General features: G+C 35.6%; 25 protein-coding genes. 8 read left to right on the plus strand and 17 right to left on the minus strand.

Translation table 11 applies throughout. The features are described 5' to 3' along the window. Nucleotides 1–194: 194 nt before the first annotated feature. From trpB to RMB06_RS13685, 5 genes are read right to left on the minus strand one after another with little or no spacing between them, the layout of a single operon-like run. Entirely contained in the window at nucleotides 195–1,400 is a 1,206-nt protein-coding gene (gene trpB / locus RMB06_RS13665) for a tryptophan synthase subunit beta (protein WP_311079939.1), read from the minus strand. 36 nt (nucleotides 1,401–1,436) lie between these two features. Beyond that, complete coding sequence (locus tag RMB06_RS13670) at nucleotides 1,437–2,624, minus strand: VWA domain-containing protein (RefSeq protein ID WP_000498060.1); 1,188 nt, start codon at nucleotides 2,622–2,624, stop codon at nucleotides 1,437–1,439. 15 nt (nucleotides 2,625–2,639) lie between these two features. Beyond that, nucleotides 2,640–3,491 carry a MoxR family ATPase gene (locus RMB06_RS13675; RefSeq protein WP_002113662.1) on the minus strand — a complete coding sequence of 284 codons (852 nt, stop codon included), beginning with the start codon at nucleotides 3,489–3,491 and terminating at the stop codon, nucleotides 2,640–2,642. Nucleotides 3,492–3,520: 29 nt separating this feature from the next. Then, entirely contained in the window at nucleotides 3,521–3,907 is a 387-nt protein-coding gene (locus RMB06_RS13680) for a hypothetical protein (protein ID WP_025469819.1), read from the minus strand. Next, nucleotides 3,900–4,205, minus strand: coding sequence for a YcgL domain-containing protein (locus tag RMB06_RS13685; RefSeq protein ID WP_005069366.1), 306 nt, complete (start codon nucleotides 4,203–4,205; stop codon nucleotides 3,900–3,902). Before RMB06_RS13685 ends, RMB06_RS13680 begins: the two co-directional genes overlap by 8 nt. 466 nt (nucleotides 4,206–4,671) lie before the next feature. Between RMB06_RS13685 and RMB06_RS13690 the strand changes: the two genes are divergently transcribed. Continuing rightward, on the plus strand, nucleotides 4,672–4,836 hold the full coding sequence (locus RMB06_RS13690) for a hypothetical protein (RefSeq protein WP_002113596.1): 165 nt from the start codon (nucleotides 4,672–4,674) through the stop codon (nucleotides 4,834–4,836). 71 nt (nucleotides 4,837–4,907) lie between these two features. Here RMB06_RS13690 and RMB06_RS13695 read toward each other — a convergent pair whose 3' ends face one another. The 3 genes from RMB06_RS13695 to RMB06_RS13705 all read right to left on the minus strand — a co-directional run bounded on the left by RMB06_RS13695 (nucleotide 4,908) and on the right by RMB06_RS13705 (nucleotide 6,637). Continuing rightward, nucleotides 4,908–5,243 carry a hypothetical protein gene (locus RMB06_RS13695; protein ID WP_311079943.1) on the minus strand — a complete coding sequence of 112 codons (336 nt, stop codon included), beginning with the start codon at nucleotides 5,241–5,243 and terminating at the stop codon, nucleotides 4,908–4,910. A 178-nt stretch (nucleotides 5,244–5,421) separates the two neighbouring features. Further along, nucleotides 5,422–5,688 (minus strand): hypothetical protein, encoded by a 267-nt coding sequence (locus tag RMB06_RS13700; protein WP_014206661.1) that lies wholly within the window; start codon nucleotides 5,686–5,688, stop codon nucleotides 5,422–5,424. Between the two features lie 97 nt (nucleotides 5,689–5,785). Then, the gene (locus RMB06_RS13705) at nucleotides 5,786–6,637 is read right to left on the minus strand and encodes a LysR family transcriptional regulator (protein ID WP_060465693.1); all 852 of its coding nucleotides are present in this window, start codon (nucleotides 6,635–6,637) and stop codon (nucleotides 5,786–5,788) included. A 118-nt stretch (nucleotides 6,638–6,755) separates the two neighbouring features. On the opposite strand from RMB06_RS13705, the gene RMB06_RS13710 reads away from it, so the two are divergent. Then, nucleotides 6,756–7,430, plus strand: a complete 675-nt coding sequence (locus RMB06_RS13710; protein WP_081313913.1) for an FMN-dependent NADH-azoreductase — start codon at nucleotides 6,756–6,758, stop codon at nucleotides 7,428–7,430. Between the two features lie 464 nt (nucleotides 7,431–7,894). Here the strand turns inward: RMB06_RS13710 and RMB06_RS13715 are convergent, their stop codons facing one another. The 5 genes from RMB06_RS13715 to RMB06_RS13735 all read right to left on the minus strand — a co-directional run bounded on the left by RMB06_RS13715 (nucleotide 7,895) and on the right by RMB06_RS13735 (nucleotide 12,144). Then, nucleotides 7,895–9,019: an HRDC domain-containing protein gene (locus RMB06_RS13715; RefSeq protein WP_311079949.1), complete on the minus strand. Its 1,125-nt coding sequence runs from the start codon at nucleotides 9,017–9,019 to the stop codon at nucleotides 7,895–7,897. A gap of 332 nt (nucleotides 9,020–9,351) precedes the next feature. Beyond that, the gene (recR, locus tag RMB06_RS13720; protein ID WP_002113756.1) at nucleotides 9,352–9,948 is read right to left on the minus strand and encodes a recombination mediator RecR; all 597 of its coding nucleotides are present in this window, start codon (nucleotides 9,946–9,948) and stop codon (nucleotides 9,352–9,354) included. Nucleotides 9,949–9,957: 9 nt separating this feature from the next. Continuing rightward, nucleotides 9,958–10,287, minus strand: coding sequence for a YbaB/EbfC family nucleoid-associated protein (locus tag RMB06_RS13725; RefSeq protein WP_002113538.1), 330 nt, complete (start codon nucleotides 10,285–10,287; stop codon nucleotides 9,958–9,960). Nucleotides 10,288–10,551: 264 nt separating this feature from the next. Next, nucleotides 10,552–10,788: a hypothetical protein gene (locus RMB06_RS13730; protein ID WP_311079952.1), complete on the minus strand. Its 237-nt coding sequence runs from the start codon at nucleotides 10,786–10,788 to the stop codon at nucleotides 10,552–10,554. A 168-nt stretch (nucleotides 10,789–10,956) separates the two neighbouring features. Further along, nucleotides 10,957–12,144, minus strand: a complete 1,188-nt coding sequence (locus tag RMB06_RS13735; protein WP_311079954.1) for an O-succinylhomoserine sulfhydrylase — start codon at nucleotides 12,142–12,144, stop codon at nucleotides 10,957–10,959. A gap of 136 nt (nucleotides 12,145–12,280) precedes the next feature. Between RMB06_RS13735 and RMB06_RS13740 the strand changes: the two genes are divergently transcribed. Beyond that, nucleotides 12,281–13,366, plus strand: a complete 1,086-nt coding sequence (locus RMB06_RS13740; protein WP_141315403.1) for an alpha/beta fold hydrolase — start codon at nucleotides 12,281–12,283, stop codon at nucleotides 13,364–13,366. Nucleotides 13,367–13,479: 113 nt separating this feature from the next. On the opposite strand, the gene RMB06_RS13745 is transcribed toward RMB06_RS13740, so the two are convergent. Then, nucleotides 13,480–13,944, minus strand: a complete 465-nt coding sequence (locus tag RMB06_RS13745) for a hypothetical protein (protein ID WP_033849959.1) — start codon at nucleotides 13,942–13,944, stop codon at nucleotides 13,480–13,482. A gap of 854 nt (nucleotides 13,945–14,798) precedes the next feature. On the opposite strand from RMB06_RS13745, the gene RMB06_RS13750 reads away from it, so the two are divergent. The 3 genes from RMB06_RS13750 (at nucleotide 14,799) to RMB06_RS13760 (ending at nucleotide 16,860) form a co-directional block, all read left to right on the plus strand. Then, nucleotides 14,799–15,068 (plus strand): YARHG domain-containing protein, encoded by a 270-nt coding sequence (locus tag RMB06_RS13750; RefSeq protein WP_002122146.1) that lies wholly within the window; start codon nucleotides 14,799–14,801, stop codon nucleotides 15,066–15,068. A 17-nt stretch (nucleotides 15,069–15,085) separates the two neighbouring features. Beyond that, nucleotides 15,086–15,499: an HIT family protein gene (locus RMB06_RS13755; protein WP_005069390.1), complete on the plus strand. Its 414-nt coding sequence runs from the start codon at nucleotides 15,086–15,088 to the stop codon at nucleotides 15,497–15,499. Nucleotides 15,500–15,753: 254 nt separating this feature from the next. Then, on the plus strand, nucleotides 15,754–16,860 hold the full coding sequence (locus RMB06_RS13760; protein WP_311079958.1) for a porin: 1,107 nt from the start codon (nucleotides 15,754–15,756) through the stop codon (nucleotides 16,858–16,860). Between the two features lie 112 nt (nucleotides 16,861–16,972). Here RMB06_RS13760 and RMB06_RS13765 read toward each other — a convergent pair whose 3' ends face one another. Both RMB06_RS13765 and RMB06_RS13770 read right to left on the minus strand, forming a co-directional pair. Next, nucleotides 16,973–17,563, minus strand: coding sequence for a YidB family protein (locus RMB06_RS13765; RefSeq protein ID WP_304397447.1), 591 nt, complete (start codon nucleotides 17,561–17,563; stop codon nucleotides 16,973–16,975). 99 nt (nucleotides 17,564–17,662) lie between these two features. Next, a complete protein-coding gene (locus RMB06_RS13770) occupies nucleotides 17,663–18,124 on the minus strand; it encodes a DUF6231 family protein (protein ID WP_005069394.1) in 462 nt (153 codons plus the stop codon). A 39-nt stretch (nucleotides 18,125–18,163) separates the two neighbouring features. On the opposite strand from RMB06_RS13770, the gene RMB06_RS13775 reads away from it, so the two are divergent. Then, complete coding sequence (locus RMB06_RS13775; RefSeq protein ID WP_004708933.1) at nucleotides 18,164–19,033, plus strand: DUF2797 domain-containing protein; 870 nt, start codon at nucleotides 18,164–18,166, stop codon at nucleotides 19,031–19,033. A gap of 34 nt (nucleotides 19,034–19,067) precedes the next feature. Here the strand turns inward: RMB06_RS13775 and lpxB are convergent, their stop codons facing one another. After that, nucleotides 19,068–20,243: a lipid-A-disaccharide synthase gene (gene lpxB, locus RMB06_RS13780; protein WP_069123205.1), complete on the minus strand. Its 1,176-nt coding sequence runs from the start codon at nucleotides 20,241–20,243 to the stop codon at nucleotides 19,068–19,070. Between the two features lie 220 nt (nucleotides 20,244–20,463). Between lpxB and RMB06_RS13785 the strand changes: the two genes are divergently transcribed. Further along, the gene (locus tag RMB06_RS13785) at nucleotides 20,464–22,599 is read left to right on the plus strand and encodes a TonB-dependent siderophore receptor (RefSeq protein WP_311079960.1); all 2,136 of its coding nucleotides are present in this window, start codon (nucleotides 20,464–20,466) and stop codon (nucleotides 22,597–22,599) included. The last annotated feature ends 26 nt before the right edge of the window (nucleotides 22,600–22,625 follow it).

Genomic DNA, 22,625 nt, shown 5'->3' on the forward strand with positions numbered 1-22,625 from the left:
CTGAGTGAGACAAAGCAACGCAACGCTTTGCCTTATGAAGCAGTGTTTTACACACCTATCTCTAACAATCACAGCTTAAAATCAGAATACTTTGTTTTAATTAAGAAATAATGAACTTTTAACCAGGTATAGATTTCGCCTATGAAATAAAAAAGCGGTCTTTGAAGTTTGACCGCTTTTTATGTTTAGTTGGTTTAAAGCTTAAGTTTTTCTGCCACATAATCCGAATCTTTGTCTCCACGACCAGAAAGATTAACCACAATCATGGTTTCTTTCGACAGCTTTGGTGCTTCTCGTATTGCCCATGCAACAGCGTGTGAACTTTCAAGTGCGGGAACAATTCCCTCTACACGAGATAAGGTCATAAAAGCATCCAAACATTCTTGGTCAGTTGCAGTGCTATATTCCACACGGCCTAAATCTTTTAAGAAACTATGCTGTGGCCCAACACCAGGATAGTCCAATCCTGAAGCAATAGAATGCACGGGTAACGGTTCACCAGCTTCATTTTCAAGCACGTAACACGCCATACCATGAATTTGACTTGGTTTACCTAAGGTTAAAGTTGCCGAATGCATGTTAGTTTCTAAACCATGTCCTGCTGGTTCAACCCCAACCAATTTCACATCCGAATCATTTAGAAATACTGTAAAGGCACCGATTGCATTTGAACCACCACCAACACATGCGACAACATAATCTGGGTTTTTACCAAAACGATGATGCGTCTGCTCTTTAATTTCATTACCAATAATCGATTGAAAATCTCGAACCATTTTTGGAAATGGATGTGGTCCAACCACAGAACCAATTGCATAAATAAAGTTTTTAGGGTCTTTTAAATATTCTTCAAAAGCGCTATCAACTGCATCTTTTAAGGTTGCTGTACCACGTGTTACTGAAACTAAATGAGCACCCAAAATTTTCATTTTGACCACATTAGGGTGTTCTTTTTCAATATCTACTTGACCCATGTGAATTTCACATGGAATACCAACTAAAGCACAAGCGGTTGCCAAAGCGACCCCATGCTGACCAGCACCTGTTTCAGCAATAACTTTCTTTTTGCCCATATATTTAGCAAGTAAAGCTTCACCTAAGCAGTGATTAATTTTGTGAGCGCCCGTGTGGTTCAAATCTTCACGTTTTAAGTAAATTTGTGCGCCACCTAACTGTTCAGATAGACGCTTCACATGAAATAACGGACTTGGACGACCTACATAATTTGAAAAGAGGTCCGATAATTCATTTTGAAATTCTGGTGTATGTCGAATTTCTTCATAAGCAACATTAATTTCATCCATTGCTTCTTTTAAATGCGGAGGAATAAATTGGCCTCCATATTCACCAAAAAATCCCTGTTCATTTGGCAAAGCAATACCATTAATTTGATGTTGCATATCATCCCTCTTTTTAAATTATTAAAGTTATCAAATTTATCGAGAAAGGTAGCGTGTTAAGTCCTCAATGCCTTTTAAGGTCATTGGATACATATGGTTTTCAAAAATCTCTTTAATCCAACCAATGGTTTGAGTGTAATGCCAATACCCTTCAGTTTCAGGGTTTAACCATGCTGTTTTATCAAAATGTTGACGTAGGCGACGTAACCAAACCTCACCTGTTTCATCATTCATATATTCAACCGAGCCACCTACCGATTTCAGCTCATACGGTGCCATACTGGCATCACCCACCACAATTACACGATAGTCGCGTCCGTAAGTATGGAACAGATCCCATGTATTCATGCGGGTTGCTGTTCTTCGGTAGTTATCTTTCCAAACATAGTCATAAAGACAGTTATGGAAATAAAAGTATTCAAGCGTTTTGAATTCGGTTTTAGCTGCGCTGAAAAGCTTTTCACATTGGGCAATGTGTGCATCCATCGAACCACCCACATCAAACAACATGAGTACTTTGATTCGATTGCGACGCTCTGGCACCATCTGAACATCCAAGATACCTTGTTTGGCTGTTTCTCGAATAGTTCCATCAACGTCTAACTCTTCAGCTGCGCCTTGGCGAGCAAATTTGCGTAAACGTCGTAACGCAATTTGCATCTGACGAGTTCCAAGAACTTGGTCATCATCTAGATTTTGGTATTTCCGCTGTTCCCAGACTTTAACCGCCGAACGTTTACGCCCCGGCCCACCAATTCTGACGCCTTCTGGATGGTCACCAAAAGCTCCAAAAGGTGAAGTTCCACCTGTGCCAACCATACGGTTACCACCTTGGTGTTTCTTATGCTGTTCGCGTAAACGCTCTTCTAGCATTTTCATCAGTTCTTCTAAAGAACCTGCTTTTTGAAGTTCAGCTCTTTGCTCTGGTGTTAAATGCTTTTCGAGAAGTTCTAAATCGAACCAGTCTTTTGGTAATTTATGAACTTGCTTAAGCAACTCATCGATATCAAAAGTTTCAATGCCATCAAAGTAATCTTTCATGGCACGATCAAACTTATCAAAAAATCGCTCATCTTTAACTAAAATAGTTTTAGCAAGCTGATAGAACTCTTCTTGGTCGGCAAAAACCAAACCTTCACTCACCGCACGGTTTAGATCAATGAGTTCACGAGTGGTAACTGGAACACCATATTTACGTAAGGTGTAAAATAACCGCACAAACATGGGTTACTCCCTCCCTTAACGTCGAGACATGAAAGCCAAGCGTTCGAGAAGTTGTACATCTTGCTCGTTTTTGATGAGAGCACCATATAAAGGTGGAATAGCTTTAGAGGTATCTCGATTACGTAATACATCTTCAGGCATATCATCTGCCATGAGTAAGCTTAACCAATCAATTAACTCAGAGGTTGATGGTGGTTTCTTTAAATTAGGAATTTCACGTAGTTTAAAGAAAACCTGTAAAGCTTCGTTTACTAGTGTGGCAGAGATATTTGGGAAATGAACCGCAATGATTTCTCGCATTGTGGCTTCATCTGGAAACTCAATATAGTGGAAGAAGCAACGACGCAAGAATGCATCCGGTAATTCTTTTTCATTATTTGAAGTAATAATTACAATTGGGCGTTGCGTTGCCGTAATTGTTTCATTCGTTTCGTAAACATAAAAAGACATTTTATCGAGTTCATGCAACAAGTCATTTGGAAACTCGATATCGGCCTTATCAATTTCATCAATTAATAATACGCAACGCTCTTCACTGGTGAAAGCTTCCCACAATTTACCGGGTTTAATGTAGTTCTTAATATCGTAAACTCGGTCATCACCTAACTGGCTATCTCTTAAACGAGAAACTGCATCATATTCATACAACCCTTGCTGTGCTTTAGTTGTAGATTTGATATGCCAAGTAATCAGTTTTAAACCTAAACTTTGTGCTACTTGTTCAGCAAGTAAAGTTTTACCCGTGCCCGGTTCACCCTTAATCAGTAAAGGCTTTTGCAAAGCACGAGCTGCTTTTACAGCAAGCTTAAGACTATCAGTCGCGATATATTGATCTGTACCGGTAAAATGTTGGGTATCAGCAGACATGTAAAGACCTTATTTTTCTATTTCAATGGTTAGATGGAACGCATGCTTTTGTTTGTTGAATATTTTGACCAACAATATCCAATCACCAAACCTAGACCAACTACAAACAGAATTAAAGATAAATTTGACCAAATTAACGGACTATCTTTAGTTAAAATACCAAAAAGAAGTCCAAAAATAGCAGGTGCTACAGATGCATTCGGTCCTTCAGACACTGTTGGTGTAACTAAAATAGCAAATACAATCAACCAGCTAATTGCACCAAAAGTGGTAGGAAGACGGCGCATTAATCGCCACCAACACCACAAAGCAATAATAGCGCCTATTCCATAAGCTGTTAAAGCAATAACACCTTCAGGAATAACATCCAAAAAAGAGAATAACTGATTCATTATTCCTGTTTGATCTTCACGCACCACGTAAGCCCTCTGGTTCAACTGCATTCGGGTTAATTAACCCTTCTGGCGGCATCTGAATAAAGAAACCTTTTGTTTGTAATGAGTCTAAAACATGTAAAACATTAACACGCGCCAATTTACGTGTTGGAGCCAACTCTAAATGCATGACAAACGTTGCACGACCAAACGCTTGTAAAACAGCTTCAGGAACATTTTCAAACGGATCAGCTTGTTCCGTATTGTCAGGATAGTTTGGACGAGCAATATACATGTACATTTCATCTTTTTTGCTCGATCTATAAATATCACAGTGCATTTCAAATCAACTCTTGAACTAAGGACAGCATACATGAAAAAAAACGACACACACACGCAGGTTTGTTTACGCATCAGTCGTTTTTTTAATTCTTGAGAAATATTAACCTACAACATTGATTAAGGTCGATAATAACTTTGTTCCAAACAGGAGTTAGATTTCATAAAAACAATATAAGTTTTTGATTTTAAATATTAAAATACAAAATCTATTTTATTAAAATAAAAGCAGTTCTTGGATTTTAAAAAAGTATTCATCATCAAAGATTTGATAATAGTGTTCTTGCAAGATTTATACTTAAGCTATCAAAATAATAAATTTCTTTTTCACCTATTTAAGAATACACACTTGAGTAAAACTTTTAACTACTTCACTACACATCACCAGACGTTACTTAACTCGTTTAATAGCGAGATATGTTTCAATAATAAGTATCTTGTTCATAGATATGGTGGAGGATGAACTTATGCCTCGTGGTGATAAAACTGCTTATACAGCAAAGCAAAAACGTCAGGCCAAACATATTGTTGAGAGTGAAGTAGATAGAGGCCATTCTCAAGAAGAAGCCGAACGAATTGCATGGTCTACCGTCAACAAACAAGATGGTGGCGGTAAGAAAAAGTCCCATTAATATATAAAAATAAATACTTCTTTAGCCAAACTAAAGAAGTATTTTTTATTTAAAGACGTTTTAATTTTTTTCTAGAAGACGCGAGAGCTTTTTATATAGTCATCGCTTACTTGATTTAAGGCACTCAAAATAGCGCTATCATCTTGACTTAATAAAGCCTCATTAAGACTTTCCATATAAGCGATGAGTTGGGTTTTAGAAGTATGGGCAAATTCGGTCGTTACAGCTTCATCTTCATATAAGATTACATAACTACGTGCGAAACCGTAGATTAGGTAAACTGCTGCTTTTTCTTTTGTATCTTGAGATTCTTTAAGAGACTGCTCACATGCATTTTTTAAGTCTTTAAATGCATTTGTACCAGTAGATTGATTTTTGAAAGATAAAAGTATTGTTTGGAAGTTCATATCCATATTCCACTTAAAAAGTAAAGCTACAGAACAAGATAGAATCTGTCAAATAATATCCTGATTAATATAAATTTAATTGTAAATAAATTTATATTTAACTTCATTTAAATCACGGAAAAATATACAGTAAAAAACCACTCTTTTTTAAGAGTGGTTTAGTTAAAACAATCACTCATTAGAAGCTTATTTCAATTGTAATCGTAGTACCGGAGTGCTCAATATCAGTTGATACATTAAAACCTCTGCTTCTAAGCTCCTCTTCAACCAGTGTAAGATGATCAGGGCTTATAGCATCAACAGGAAACCAGAAAGTTGCTTTTCGTTTCCCCTCCTTAGATTCAGACTCAGTACCAGTTAAAATTTTTTCCAATATGACGTCTTGATTTATTTTAAAGTTTTTAGCGTTTTGACGAGCTTGTTCAGCATTAAAGTTGTTAAGCATATTTATCTCTCTAATTATTAATCTATATAATTTTATAGCATAAAAAGGCTATATAAGTTTTAGTGTTGTGTAGTTAAAACTAATCAGAGATATAAGTTTATTGATTGAATAAACTTTCTACCCATTCGATAAATTTTCTGGCATTTCTATTTTTAAGATCTTCCTTATTTGGAATGTAGTAACATAGCTTTGATTGAACGGCTTTAGTTTTAAACTCCTGTAAAAGATTCGCCTTAACAAACCTATGGATAAGTGTAGTAGAGCAAAATACTAATCCATTGGCAGATAAAGCCTCGTGTATCCCAAAAATTTCCTGATCAAATTTCTTAATCGTCACCCTATCTTGGTTCCATTCATTTTCCTCAAGCCAAGCCTCTAGTGGTGGGCTTGGTAACGCCTTATTTTTCCATTCTGTCGTAAATAAAGTTATTGGTTCACTAGAACATTTAAGCGGATCAAGTTTGGATGTACCAAATACATTAAAAGACTCATATTTAACGATATCTTGAGACTGGACCAATGATACGTCGCCATATCGAATAGGTAATGTATATAAGTGATTATCTAAAGTTTCACCAGTAGAAAACTCAACTGATATATCGGGATACAATTGATAAAATTCATTTATTGAAGGAATTAGCAGCATTGCAGCTAGTGAAGACGTACTAGCGACTCTCACTACGTTTCCATTTACTGTTATTTCATCTAGTGCATCTTCAATCTTACGAAACCCCTCAGAAATTGCTGCAGCAAGTCTTTGCCCTGTCGTTGTAAGCGTTATTTTCCTTACCTGTCGATGAAATAAATCAACATTTAATCTGCTTTCTAGATTCGCAACATGATGTGAAATTGCAGTCGGTGTAAGCGAAAGTTCTTCAGCAGCCAACTTAAAACTACCCAATCGAGCGGCTGATTCAAATGCTTTAAGTGCTTGCAAAGAAACTTGCATGCTTCCTCCCCATTTACATTTATGAATGAATTAAAATCATCTATAAATGTAATTTTCTCGTTTGTCTACTTATGTTTTAAAACTCAAAATAAATTAAATCCTAACTTTTTTGAAATTAATGATGAGTAAAATATTACATATAGATGCTAGTGTCAGAGCTGCGATTAACCCCAACCCAAATCACAATTCTATTTCAAAAAATATTGCCAGTCGGTTGATCAACTCTTGGAAACAACAATTGCCTATAGATGAGTATATCTATCGTGACGTAGGAATGAATCCACCACCCTTTATTAATCAAAATTGGATTGATGCTGTATTCACACCTGAAGATAAAAGAACTCAAGCTCAATGTGATGTTTTATCTATATCAGATCAATTAATAGCAGAAGTTTCGAGCTCAGATATTCTTGTAATTTCTTCACCTATGTACAATTACGGCATGCCTGCTCAACTGAAAGCATGGTTTGATCAAATTATTCGTATCAATAAAACCTTTGATTTTGACCTAGCTCGTGGAGACTTTCCCTTACAACCTCTTTTAGCTGGAAAAATTTTAATTATTATCACTTCCAGCGGTGAATTTGGGTTTGAGAAAGATGGGATTCGGCATGATATGAGTCATCTTGTACCCCATATTCGTACACTGAGCAAATATTTAGGCGTAGAAAAAATTTATGAAATTACTTCTGAGTATCAAGAGTTTGGAGATCATAGGCATATAGAATCATTGGAAAATGCTTTTCAAAAAGCTGAAGAAGTTGTTTCTAAACTTGCTGATTCATTTAGATAATATCTGTAGATTTTAATACTCATTTTTAAATTTCATAAATTAAGTCACTTTAACTAAGCCATATCATTAAAAATAAAAAAGCCTACCCAATTGGGTAGGCTTTTCATTTCTGCACCGAAACAAACTTATAGTTATATATTATATAAATTGAAGTTGTTTTTCTTAAATCCAAGAATATACAGACCTGTATGTTTAATCAATTGAATTTTTCTCATTATATAAGTTAATTTAATTCATTATTGAAATTTCAAATTATATTTACTTTATTACATTATTTTATGAATTTTATTAGATTAAATAACTATTTAGATAAACTACATAAAAATCTATTTTTTGTATACTTAGATATTATAATTAGCTCATTTTAAATAGTAATTAATTAAAAATTTAACAGAATGGTTATGCTTTAGTTAAAAAGGCTCATCATATGATGAGCCTTTAAATTTCTAATTATTTATTGCATTTTAAATAGATAAACTTTGTTTTTCTTCTTGAAACAATTGGATTAATGGTTGCGTTAATAACTCATAACGCCATCCTAACAGATAGTCGGGTAAATCCTGTTCATCCCCTTGAGACAGAACATGTTGATGAATGGCGTTTAACCATTTTTTTCTCAGCAACACTTCTTTAGGAATAGAAGTCTCATTTATTGCATGAGCAAGCACCATATCCATTTTATTTAAAGTCTCTTTAGACGTAATCTTAAATGGTTTTGCAATCTTTGATGGCCATTTGCTTTCGACTGGCAAATCTTTAAGAAGTTCTAAAATCGTTTTGCCGTACTCGCGAACCACATTTGGACGAATATCTTTCACTTGCGACAGTTGAAAGCTATTGCGTGGGTTCTTTTCAACCATATCAATCATAGTTGAGTTTCTAAGAATAAAACTACGTGGCTGATTCGTTGCTTTCACAATGTATTCACGCCATTCGCTTAAATTTTGTAGCTGCATTAGCTGACGACGTGAGTGACGATAATTTCCCACATCGGTATATAGTAATTCGGTAGGTGTTTCACTAATGATTTCTTTAGTTAGACTACTACAGTCCTCAAGAACATAGTTATAAAGCCCTTTTTGCTTAAGCTGTTCTTGAATATGGTGAGCTAACTTCATTATATATAGAACATCATTTGCCGCATAACAAAGTTGTTGAGGAGATAAAGGTCTAGCTAACCAATCAGATCTGGTTTGATCTTTTTCAATGTCAATATCGAGACAAAGCTTCAAAGCACCTTGGTAACTCACTTGCAGGCCATGACCTAAAAAAGAAAGACCCACTTGAGTATCAAACACATTAAGCAAATCTTCTTGATCAGCGTAATGATAGATTAAATCAATATCTTCTCCACATGCATGAAAAATATTTTGCTGCGCGAGGAAAATCTTTTTCCAAAACTGACTTAGATCTAATGAAACACCATCCAACAGATAGACATCACCATTTACATTGACTTGGCATACTCCAAGTTTAGGCCAGAGTGTGTCAACCTTAATAAATTCTGTATCAAGTCCATATATTGAACATTGATCCATTTTTTGAAGAACATCAACCAATTGGGTTTGCTGTTGGATAAACTGAAACATGCTTTCTCAAGTATTGCAAAGAGTGCTTTAAACTCTGGTATATATAACATAGAAGCAGAAAAATACCACTTAAACCTTTATGAATACTCTATTTTTGAACAATTTTTCGAAAATAGATAATTTTTTGATCTTTTATTTGTACTTTTTAAATTTATCTCCAAATGTTCTTTATTTAAAATTTATAAGATCTTTTTCATTCTTATATTCATATTTTATTTAAACTATCTTTAATAATAAAAGACAGAATAATATTTATGTTTAATAACTGAATTTAATTAATAAATTTAATCAAATTGATAGTACATTCATTAATGAAATAAGCATCGGAATGCTTATTTCATTCTCATGCGGTTATGCACTGCCTGACTTAAAGTATGGCTATCTACGTATTCGAGTTCACCACCCTGAGGTACACCTTGAGCAATACGCGTCATTTGTATTGGTAAATGTTTAGTCGCCTCTACCAAATAATGGGCCGTCGCTTGTCCTTCTACCGTCGCATTGGTTGCCAAAATGACTTCTTCAATAGTACCTTGGCTTAGACGCTGAATGAGATAAGGAATACCAATTTCTTCTGGACCAATACCATCTAATGGAGAAAGATGGCCACCTAAAACATGGTATTTTCCACGAAAGCTACCGCTTTGCTCAATCGCCATCACATCCGCTGGTGATTCAACCACACACAATAACTGATCATCTCTGTCAGTTGAGGCGCAAATATCACAAATTTCATGTTCAGTCAGAGAATGGCAGACACTACATTCATGTATATAACTTGAAGCCTCATGTAAAGCATGCGCTAATGCAAATGCCCCTTCTCGGTTTTTCATCAAAAGATGTAAAGCCATACGTTGAGCCGACTTCGGACCAACGCTTGGCAATATACGTAAAGCTTGAACGAGTTGTTCAAATCTATCGCTAAACACTGAATTTCCTTAGAACATGCCCGCTAAGCCAGGTGGTAAACCCATACCAGAATTTGCTTTTTGCATTTTTTCTTCAGAAATCACTTCGGCTTGACGCACAGCATCATTTACTGCAGCAGCAATTAAGTCTTCAATCATGTCTGGTTCATCTTGAAGTAATTCTGGATTAATTTCGATACGTTTTACGATATAACGGCCAGTCATTGTAACTTTAACTAAACCACCGCCCGCTTCAGCGTGTACTTCAGTTTGAGCAAGCTCTTCTTTAGCCTTTTTTATATTTGATTCCATATCTTTTTGCATGCGCTGCGCTTGCTGCATAAGCATATTGATATTCATAAACCTAACTCCGTATCTCTATCAAATATTTCAAGTAATATTGATAGTCACATAACACTGCAAAACTTAAACTCTTTCTACTCCCCTATAGATCATCAAGATCATTGAGGTTAGTACGTTTAAATCAAAATTAATCCGTAATTCTGACACAATAAATCAATGTTTTCTATTGGTATCTATGAAACTATTTTCTATGGTCAATCCACTATAAAGCTTTTATGTAGAAAACTTTTGATGAGTAGAAAAAAGTAAAATTTAGAAAAGTTACTGGGCAGCCTGTAGACTTTTATTGTTTGTTTTATATTCACTTAAGGGAACTTTCTTGAACGAACTATTGGCTTTTTCTATTGAAAGATCAGCATCTTGAACAGATTTGTTTGCATCATTAATTAATAATACAGTTTCACTCATCTGTGTTGGTTCATCTTTTTGGGCAAATACTCTATAGCCAACCAGACCAATTGCCCCTATCGTAACTAAAATAATTATTGGTTTAAGCATGACTAAAGACTCTCTTTGTTATTTTTATTAAATTTAGAACTTTTATACGTTGAAATTTTAGACTGATTTATAACAAAACGTAGACTTTTTATTGCTATTGTTGTTTATAAGTAACAAAAAAAGCCACATTAAAATCTATGTGGCTTTTCCATAACAAACATAACTTAATTAGATTAAATCTAACCCACGCGAGATATCGCCAATAATATCATTAATATCTTCTAGACCAACAGAAACACGAATTAGACCTTCTTGAATACCAGCTGCTTCTTTTGCTTCAACAGAAAGTTTGCCATGAGTTGTGGTTGCTGGATGGGTAATCGTCGATTTCACATCACCTAGATTACCTGTAATCGAGATAAACTTAGTATTATCAATAACCTTCCACGCACCTTCACGCTCGCCTTTAACAACGAAGGATACAATACCGCCAAAGCCATTTTGTTGTTTAGCAGCAAGTTCATGACCTTCATGAGCAGGTAAACCAGCGTAGTAAACCTTCTCTACCTTTTCATGAGTAGATAACCATTCTGCAAGAATTTGAGCACTCTCACAGTGTGCTTTCATACGTAAACGTAAAGTTTCTAGACCTTTTAAGAAAACCCATGCATTAAATGGGCTCATTGATGGTCCAAGCGTACGAACAACACCAAAAACTTCTTCTAACAACTGATGATTACCAACAACAGCACCACCTAATGCACGGCCTTGGCCATCTAAGTATTTAGTCGCAGAGTAAATCACAAGATCCGCACCAAACTTGATTGGTTGCTGCAAAACAGGTGTACAGAAACTGTTATCAACCGCAAGTAATGCACCATTCGCATGGGCGATATCTGCTAACGCTTGTATATCTGCAATCTCAGCTAAAGGGTTAGACGGTGACTCAACAAAGAAAAGTTTGGTTTCAGGACGTACAGCATTTTTCCATTCGTCTAAATCACATAAATCAACAAATGTAATGTCTACACCAAACTTGGCAATATATTTTTCAAACAAAGCAACAACTGAACCAAAAACTGCTCTTGAGCAAATAACATGATCACCCGCTTTTAGATATGCCATAGCAACTGACAAGATTGCGCCCATTCCAGAGCTCGTCGCTACAGCTCGTTCAGCACCGTCTAAAGCTGCTAAACGTTTTTCGAACATCGATACAGTCGGATTAGTAAAACGAGAATAGATATTTCCTTGAACCTGACCAGAAAATTTTGCTGCAGCTTCAGCCGCATTTTCATATACAAATGATGAAGTCAAAAAAATCGGTTCGCCATGTTCGCCTTCAAAACTACGAGTATGTCCGGTACGAATGGCTAAAGTATCAAGTTGGTATTCTAAATCATCAGACTGGTTCATTAAATGTTCGCCTTTACTGGTCATGTACTAAAAAACTATCATCATTTTGAGTGTCTAGGGTATTTAAGGTCAAGGTAAACCTTAAAATTATCGCTTAGACTTTATTCAACTTTAGTAAATAGTTGGTAAAAGCAAGATGAAACGCTTAAAGTCCCTTGTCTCTGAACAAAGTCAAATCAAGCACCTCTCTACCCGACTATTTCGCCCTCAAACATTAGTATTGTCACAAAGCACTCCGTTTGAAGTGATTGGTGAATTCAATCAAACCCGTATTCGTTATTACGCCGCTAACCAAAAACAATTTAAAGAACCTTTGGTATTTGTTGCACCACTCGCTATTAATATGGCGATATATGATTTATACCCTTATCGTTCTCTTATTAAATACTTCCAAAATGCTGGTTTTGATGTCTATTTGGTAGATTGGGGCCGTTTAAAGTTTAAGGACAGACATCTTAACTTTTTATCATTTATTGAAGACTTCCTTCCTAAAGCAATACAACTTGTACGCACACATTCAGGAAGTGAACAAATCTCGCTTCATGGATGGAGTATGGCAGGTATATTCGTCACTTTATATACAGCGCATAATCATCCAAATTATGTTAAAAACCTTATAGTACTTGGTAGTCCAATAGACAGTTATGCTTCTGGCTATATTGGGAAACTCTATCGAACCATAAACAACGCGATTAGTCGCAATAAAAAAATTCAAGAACGTATTTATTCCGGATTACCAAAACGTCTGATTCATAGCCCAGGAATTTTAAATTCTTTAGGTTTCAAAATTCTCGACCCTAAAGGCTGGTTCGATGGTCATATTCAACTACTAAAAAATCTTAATGATCTTCAGTTCGTACAAGAGCATGCCACTCTAAGTAGCTTTTTAAATAATATGATTGATTACCCGGGGGGAATTAATCAGGACATGTTGTTCAATGTTTGGCTACAAAATCCATTGAAGCGCGGCTTTATTGAGTTAAAAGATAAAAAAATTGAATTAAAAAATATCGACTGCTCTCTCTTAGTGGGCGCGGGTCGTAGTGATCAACTGGTTACCGCTGATGCAGCTCAACCATTAAGCCAGTTAACCAGTAGCCAAGATGTTACGTTTACTCTCATCCCTGGCGGACATTTAGGCCTCATGTCGAGTCAGGCAAGTGCATTGGAGTTCTGGCCACAACTAGCAAAATGGCTCACCGAACGATCAACGCAAATTTAAGAATAAGGTCATGATTCAATCTATTGCTTTTATTCGCTTGGGTGGAATAAACCCTCGTATAACAGTGCATTTACCAATAATATTATTGTTTTAATAGAAAATTATTATTTTCATTATGAAGGCACTTTATTAACTTTTTTATAATCGGATGATTTAAAGTAATTTACAATCATCTGTGCACTTTTTTCAGAAGAGGCCTTGGCCTGCTCCAGTTTTGTTACATAAGGATTCGTCACTATACAGCTCGGTAGTAAACTATTTGTAAGCGGTGGAAACTTTTCCCTACCACCTAGAGTAATTTTTTCGATAAAACTTGCCAACCACATAATGTACTCACTTTTATTCTTATAAGTTGGCATTAAGCTGATATCGAGTTTAACTGTACATTCCTTTGCAGGCTTATTTAAACATTCTTCAAAATCAATAAAGTTATATTTTAGTTTATATGAAGTGTCTTTTATCTCTAGTCGAATAATACTAACTAAGCTATTCAAATGCTCGATCATATCCTCTGAGAAAAGCTTTTGCTCTTCAAATTTTTTATAAACTCTTTCAGCAATTAGTAAAAATTGTGGCATCACCTATTCCTTTAATATTTAGTCTTAACGAATGACTAGATCCTTTAAGGAAGTATGATGGATATACTATTACTATATGTAAGGGTCTGATGCTATAAAGTAACGACTAGAGCAATTGTGAAAGTGATACATCTATTTGATCACAGAAATACAATATCGTGTATGATCATTATCATTATAAACCTCTATTTTTCATGATTTGAAATAACTTTAATAAAAAAAGCCTATTTCATTTGGAGAAATAGGCTATAAAAACAAAAAACTATCAAACGCAGCAATTATGGGCCATATAATAAGACTTTAAATATGTAAAATCAATGCATCTTTCAGGTGAATTTTAATCTTAAATAAAAGTCGAAAATAATTTTATCTCTGTTTCAATAAGAGAAGCCCATTTCCGTCTAAAATAAATGGGCCTAGTGAATTCCACCTAATCCTAAAATACAAAATGTGATAATTATCACGCTTTATTCTTTGATCATGGCATTAATATCTTTCTTTTCCATTGACCAAAATTCAAACTAAAACTGTCTTTTCAGCAAAAGATGAGTCATGAATATGGTTTTTCTAGGAACTTTTTGATTTTTTATTTAATAGAAGCAAGCTCCCTATTTCCTTCATTATGAGCAATTACAAGGTATTAGATAGTAGTTAAATTATGGAAAGATATATAAAAATTTAGTTAAGTTTTTGTTTTTATTGTTTATTTTTAAAACCTTGATATATAAAGATTTTATTCATTTTTTGCCCAAAATTCAAACCAAAATGACACTTGAGTAATTAATAGTCATTGAAATATTGGTAAGAAACCTTATATTGAGTACAGGTTCATACCTTTAACTGAGGAAAAGCTCATGAATAAATTTATGGTTGCAGTCTTTACTGGCATGGTGAGCATTGCTAGTTTAGGCGTACAAGCTGCAACACCTGAGCAAGAATGTCAAAAATTGCAAGATGATTACAATTTGATTTATGCGTCAAAAGGCTTTTGTTTTAAAGATCCTGATGCTAAAGAAAAATATGGTAATGAAAACTGTCATACGACAAAACCAAAGTTTTCTGACAAAGAGCAACAACGTCTTGACGCTATTAAAGAACGTCAAAAAGAATTGAAATGTAAATAATTTTAAAGGAATAATACATGGCATATGATGATCAAAACATCTTCGCAAAAATTTTACGTGGAGAACTTCCAGCGATAAAAGTCTATGAAGATGATCAAGTTCTAGCTTTTATGGATATTATGCCTCAAGCCGATGGTCATACATTAGTTATTCCAAAAACACCTGCTGTAACACTGCTGGACTTACCTGCTGAAGCAGCAGCCTATACTATACAAATTGTTCAAAAGATTGCTAAGGCAATGGAAAAAGCGCTCAATTTGGAAGGTATTGTATTGATGCAACTTTCTGGAGCAGCAGCAGGACAAACTGTTCCACATGTTCATTTTCACCTAATCCCAACAAATGTGCATCATCTTGGACGCCATGCTGTTGAGTTAGGGGATCAAGAAAAAATTAAAGAATTAGCTGAAAAAATTAAAGCAGCTCTTTGATTTTTAGATGGTTAAAGCGGAGTTTAGGCTCCGCTTTTTTCGTCTAAAAACTATAAAAAATACAAACAACTAATTTATTTCTAAATTTTAAACGTCATAAAACTGTCATTTATTCTTCACTTCTCTGTCACAAAATTTACCGATACTGCTTAGCAAGTTGGTGAGCTTTTGTAACTTTTTGTACATAAGTCAACTACAAAATAAATAGTTAGCTAGGCATACGCCATTTTTAAATACCTTTTGGAGAAATCTCAATGAAGAAATTGCTACTCGCTGCCGCAGTTGCAACTTTGAGCGTAAACGCGGTGCAAGCAGCGCCAACTTTGTATGGCAAACTAAATGTTTCTATTAACCAAGTTGATAATAAAAATTTCGATGGTAAAAGTGACGTTACCGAAGTTAACTCAAACTCTTCTCGTATTGGGGTAAAAGGCGAAGAGAAATTAACTGACAAGTTATCTGCTGTTTATTTAGCTGAATGGGCAATTTCTACTGATGGTTCAGGTTCTGATACTGACCTTAGTGCTCGTAACCGTTTTATCGGTTTAAAAACTGAAGGTGTTGGTACATTAAAAGTAGGTAAGTATGATTCTTACTTCAAAACAGCTGCCGGTGGTAACCAAGACATCTTTAATGACGATACACGTTTAGATATTACTAATATCATGTACGGTGAAAACCGTTTAGACAACGTGATCGGTTTTGAATTAGACCCTAAATTATTAGCTGGTTTAACATTCAATATTATGACTCAAACTGGTGAAAGCACCTCTGATAGCAAACCAGGTGAAACTGGTAAAGACAGCAAAAATGATAGCTTTGACTCTGTCTCAACTTCGCTTGGTTACGAAAACAAAGATATCGGTTTAGCAATTGCTGCTGCTGGTGACTTTGGTATTAAAGGTAAATATGCAGCTTACGGTCTAAAAGATGTCTATACAGATGCTTACCGTGTAACTGGTTCTTATGATATTGCTAAATCTGGTTTTGTTGTAGGTGCTTTATGGCAACACGCTGAACCTACTGATGACTTGACTGCATATGGTCAATCATATAAAACAGATGGTTCAATCGATAAAGCTGGCAAAGCTTACCGTGGTTTAGAAGAAGAAGCATATGCAGTAACAGCTGCTTATAAAATTCCTAACACTAAACTTAAAGTGAAAGCAGAATATGCTTCAGCTGAAACACAAGTAAGTGGTCAATCAGATCGTAAAATCGACTTGTACGGTTTAGGTCTTGACTACCAAATCAACAAACAAGCTCGCTTCTACGGTATCGTTGCTCAACAAAAACGCGACTGGATTAAAGAAGACGACAAACAAACTGTTGTAGGTACTGGTATCGAATATAATTTCTAATCAGTTATGTTTGATTCAGATCTAAAATAAAAGGGCTTATGCCCTTTTATTTTTTTTGTCCTGAGTAAAAAAAGCCGATATAAAACTTATCGGCTTTTTTAAGATTTATATCTTATTTTAAAAAACCACTTACAAGATTCATGACATTTTGAATATCTTGGTTTGCTTCTTGATGATCAGTACTGTCACCTTGAGGTGTTAAAGAGTCAATGACCTGAGGTAAGACGGATGCGATTGCACTATAAACTTGTTCTTTGGGCGCTTGAGCTTGCTCGGCAACTTGTTCAATGTCAGCTGGGTTAAATAGACTCTGTAACTGTTGGGTTGGAACTTCGCTATTACTTTGATTTGGATCAACCCAGCTTTGAACCTGACTTCCTAAACCAGCCCCTTTCAACTTTTCTAATGCAGCTTGTAAACCACCTTGTTGCTGTACCCAACCTAAAATTAAAGGCACAACTGCAATTAATAAACTTTGTACGCCGCCACCTGTTTGAGGTGTATTGTTATTGCCAGTCACTTGCCCTAGTACAGAACCTAATACTCCTCCAAGGCCACCTTGAGCGCCAGAAGAAGTATTGCCCCCCATTTGTCCTAGTACTGAACCTAAAATTCCACCTAAACCACCTTGACTTGATGCTTGCTGATTCCCACCTAAAGCCTGCTTAGCCAAAACTTCTACAATGTTGCTTAAATTAGTCATGTGTAACTCTTATGTATGGTTTATACATGAGCATACGCGGATTCTTGATAAGACAGCAAAAGCCAAATTGTTAAATTTTGAAAGAGATTTAGGGCTCTTTTACCAGCGGAATTTATTCCAGTTTTCCGGGTTCGCCCAGAACTTTGAATTAAACCAGTCTGGAACATGTTTATAAGTCAATATATTAAATTGCCATAAAGCAAAATCACTATCATGTGAAGTTTTATCAATAAGTTGAGTAAAACCTAAAGAACGTAATAACTGCTCATCACTGCGTTTACTTACCACTACAATTCGTTTCGCTAATAAATCTCTTAGCTTTACTAATAATTGTGATTTTTGTACATCGCTGATGTTCTGCATTTCATCAGTATCAAACAATACAAAACCCAAGTCATAACGCTGAGTAAAAGGCAGACTTAAAAGCTCAGTTACGGTAAAATAGTGCCATTGAATTGCGTTATTCTGGTCAATTTTCTGGCCAATACAAAGTGCAGTATGAATGGGCTGTTCGTTTGATAAATCGTCTAGCATAGAAGTGATGACATTTTGTTCAGCCATAACTGCAACCCTTAATTGAAAGATGTGAGTTTAAACTTTATGGAACTACAAGGCATTTGCCATAAAATGCATGCAGGCCTAAAAGATGCTAGTGTAACTGATCAACAGACAACCAAGGCAAATGTTGAATACAAATTTGTATTAGACCGTTCAGAAATTGATCTTCCTTTTAATTTAGGACAAGAACTAGAAATCGAATGGACAGGTAATATTTATTGCACTTCTTGTGGCACTAAAACACCGAAGTCTTATTCTCAAGGTCACTGCTTTAAATGTTTTAAAACTAAAGCGGAATGTGACTTGTGTATTATGAAACCTGAAACATGTCACTATCATTTAGGTACATGTCGTGAAGATGACTTTGCCCATAGCGTTTGTTTCCAACCACATATTGTATATTTGGCAAACTCTAGTGCTTTAAAAGTGGGGATTACTCGTGTTAGCCATATGCCAGGTCGTTGGTTAGATCAAGGTGCAACTCAAGCCTTACCTATTTTAAAAGTTGGATCACGCCGTTTATCTGGTCAGCTTGAAACCATGTTTGGTTCTTTAATTGCTGATAAAACAGATTGGCGCAAACTCCTCAAGGGTGAAGCTGAACCTTTAAATATGGTTGAACAACGTGATCAATTAATCGAAGAGTTCGCCCCTAAAATTCAAACTATTCGTGAAGAATTTAGTCAAAACCTTGAATTTAACGAAACGGTTGAACTACTAGAAAATGAATTGCCACGTGAGTTTGTTTACCCAGTTGAACAATATCCTGAAAAAATTAAGTCTCTAAACTTAGATAAAACACCGAAAATTCGCGGTGTCTTACAAGGGATTAAAGGCCAATATTTAATTTTTGATATCGGTGTTATCAACATTCGTAAATATACAGGGTACGAGCTGATTGTACGTGCATAAATAAAAAAGGCATTCTTATATGAATGCCTTTTTTTTACTTCTCTAGTACATTTAGGATGACTTGAACTGGGTCTTCCGTATTTCCAGAAATAAGCTGTTTATGCATGGTTAAGTGCTGCATCACCTGAATTTGAGCGGTTTCAACATTCATTAGTTTTTCTATTTCTGCTGCTAAATTTTCAGGTGTTGCATCGGCTTGAATCAGCTCTTCAATTACTTTTTTACCGGCAATAATATTAGGCAAAGAGTAATAAGGAATTTTCACCAAGAATTTAGCAATTAAATAAGTTAACCAATGCAATTTATAGAATGTGACCATTGGGCGATGCATGAGCATGGCTTCTAATGTCGCTGTTCCAGAAGCTAAAGCAATAACGTCACTCGCGTTCATGACCATACGACCAATTTTCGATTCACTATCCGTATTTTCTAAAATATGAATTTTTGCTTTTAATTGAGGCGCTAATTGTTCAACACCCTGCTCAATCTGTTGTTTACGAGCATCATTAATTGCCGGAATTAAAAATTGAATGTCTGGATGTTTGGTATGCAAAATATTGGCAGCCCCCAGTAACATAGGAAGAAGACGCTCTACTTCACCTTTGCGGCTACCAGGTAACAAGGCAATATGTTTTTGATTTTCATCAATACCCAATTGCTGTTTGGCAATTTGAATTGGATTCTCAAGTGGCAATTGTTTAGCTAGCGGATGTCCGACAAATGCTGCTGGAACTTCATATCGTTCATAAAAAACTTTTTCAAAAGGAAATAAACAAAGTACTAAATCTATACTCTGTTTAATGCCATGAACACGCCCTTGGCGCCACGCCCAAACTGATGGGCTCACATATTGAACTGTTTTTATTGGAAGATTCTTTTCTTTAATACTTTTCGAAAGTCTAAGGTTAAAGTCTGGTGCATCAATACCTATAAAAATATCAACCGGATGTTGAGTCCATTGATTGATTAGACCATCACGCACGGCGAATAATTTTTTTAAATCTTTTAAGACCTCAACAATCCCCATCACAGATAGAGTTTCCATTGGGTAATAACTGTTAAAACCTTCAGCAATCATTTGGGGACCACCGATTCCCTCAAATTCAGCATCGATTCCCTGTTCTCGAAAACTACGCATAAGTTTCACACCAAGCGTATCTCCAGAAACTTCCCCAACTACAATACCTATTTTAAGTTTTCGGTTTGCCAAGGCGATTTACCCAAGAATTTGAAATAATGCATTCTAGCATAGAGGTTTATCAATCTTGAACTTGATCTATATGTACTTACCAAGAGCGGCCACAGCACAAGCTATCTAAAATTACACTCATTCACCATCTTTTAATCTAAATTAACAATGCAATTTGAATTGTAGCTTACATTTACAAACAATAAAATAAATGAGAATTATTTACATTATCCTTAATCTTATGAATATCCCACCTAGACCATTTAAGCTTACCGTAATCGCCTGCGCGATTTGTTATGCGAACCTCTCTCATGCTCAGGACTCAGAGGTACAATCTTTACAGACGATTCAAGTTAAAGCATCAAATGCTGAACAGTCTTCTGAACAAACTAAAGCATATAATGTTAAAAATTCGAGTAGTGCAACCAAGCTTAATATTGAGGCTAAAGAAACTCCTCAAACCATTAACGTCGTTACTCGTCAGCAAATTGAAGATTTCGGACTTACCAGTACCCGAGATGTTTTAAAAAATACCCCAGGTGTAACCGTATCTAATCAAGAAACTGAGCGAACTACTTATATGGCTCGTGGTTTTGAGATTTCAAATATATTAACTGACGGCGTAGGTTTTCCCCTCTCAGGTTATAACTATAATAATACGAACCCTGATACTTATTTCTATGATCGTGTAGAAGTTGTTAAAGGTGCTGATTCTTTAACTAACGCCTTCGGTGATCCAAGTGCAACAATCAATAATATTCGAAAACGCCCGACTCAGGAATTCCAAGCAAGTGGCGGTGTAAGTTATGGCTCTTGGGATACGCAGCGTTATGAAGCTGATGTCTCTGGCGCAATAATACCGAGTGGAAAAGTACGTGGCCGTATTATGGGCTATGAACAAACTGGTGATTCTTACCTTGATCGGTATTCTTCTGAGAAAAATGGTTTCGCAGGTATTATTGAAGCTGATTTGACAGATAGCACTTTACTTACTGCAGGTTATAGCCAAGAACAAAATAAACCCAATGCAAACAACTGGGGTGCTCTGCCTTTATTAGATGCCAATGGTAAACAAATTTCATATGATCGCTCATATAATCCAAACCCTGACTGGGCACACTGGGATAATGAGACACAAAATGCTTTTGTTGAATTAAAACAAAAAATTAATGATCTATGGACGGCTAAGCTAACTTACAACTATCTTGATACGAAGCATAATAGCCGTCTTCTCTATTACTATGGGTATCCAAAAGCTGATGGATCAGGTGTTTCTTTAACCCCTTGGAGCGGTCAAGAGCACCAAGAAAAACATGCTGTCGATTTTAATCTCGAAGGAACATATAAACTTTTCAATCGAGAACATGAGGCATCTTTAGGCTACAGCTATGTACGTAATCGTCAACAAGATAAACAATCTACAGGAACGATTAATGATAGTAATGTTATAAAGTCAACTACTACCGATTGGGCAAGCTGGACACCGCAATCTATAACTTGGTCGGATTTTACGGAAGCCGCAAACTATAAACAAAATATTAACTCAATTTATGCCGCGACACGTTTACATCTTAATGAAGATTTAAAACTTTTACTTGGTGCAAACTATGTCCAAGCTGAAAGTAAAGGTGAAAGTTATGGTTCACCAATGTCATATAGTGAAAGTAAAGTCTCACCATATGTTGGACTAACTTATAACTTTACACCTGAATATACAGGTTATATGAGTTACACCTCAATTTTCCGTCCTCAAACTGGTATTGATAAAGATACCAATCAAGCTTTAAAACCTATTGATGGTAAAAGCTATGAAATGGGCGTAAAAAGTTCATGGCTAGATGACCGTTTAACAGGAACACTTTCAGTATTTAAAACTGAACAAAAGAATTACCCTCTACGCAGCTCTGATGGAAATCCACTTAATCGAAAAATACCAACGAGTGATTTAGAGTCACAAGGTGTAGAGGTCGGTCTATCAGGTCAAATTACTGATAACGTAAATCTTTCTTTCGGCTATGCTCAATTTAGTATTAAAGATACTAAAAATGGTGGCGAGGCAAGAACCTACAATCCAAACCAAACACTTAACTTGCTAACCACCTATACTCCGCCAGTTTTACCTAAGCTGAAAGTTGGTGCAGGCTTACAATGGCAAGATGGGATAAAGTTATATGATTCAAATGTAAACAGTATGATCAAACAAGATGCATATGCTTTAGTCAATTTAATGGCAAGCTATGAAGTCAATGATCATATTACGCTTCAAGCAAATGGTAATAATATTTTTGACAAGAAATATTTAAATAGTTTCCCCGATGGGCAAGCTTTTTATGGCGCTCCAGCCAATTATACAGTTGCTGTAAAGTTTAAATATTAATACCGTAGCCAATCCCAATTTAGGGA

Source organism: Acinetobacter sp. V104_13 (genome assembly GCF_031798995.1).
Classification (GTDB): Bacteria; Pseudomonadota; Gammaproteobacteria; order Pseudomonadales; family Moraxellaceae; genus Acinetobacter; species Acinetobacter pittii.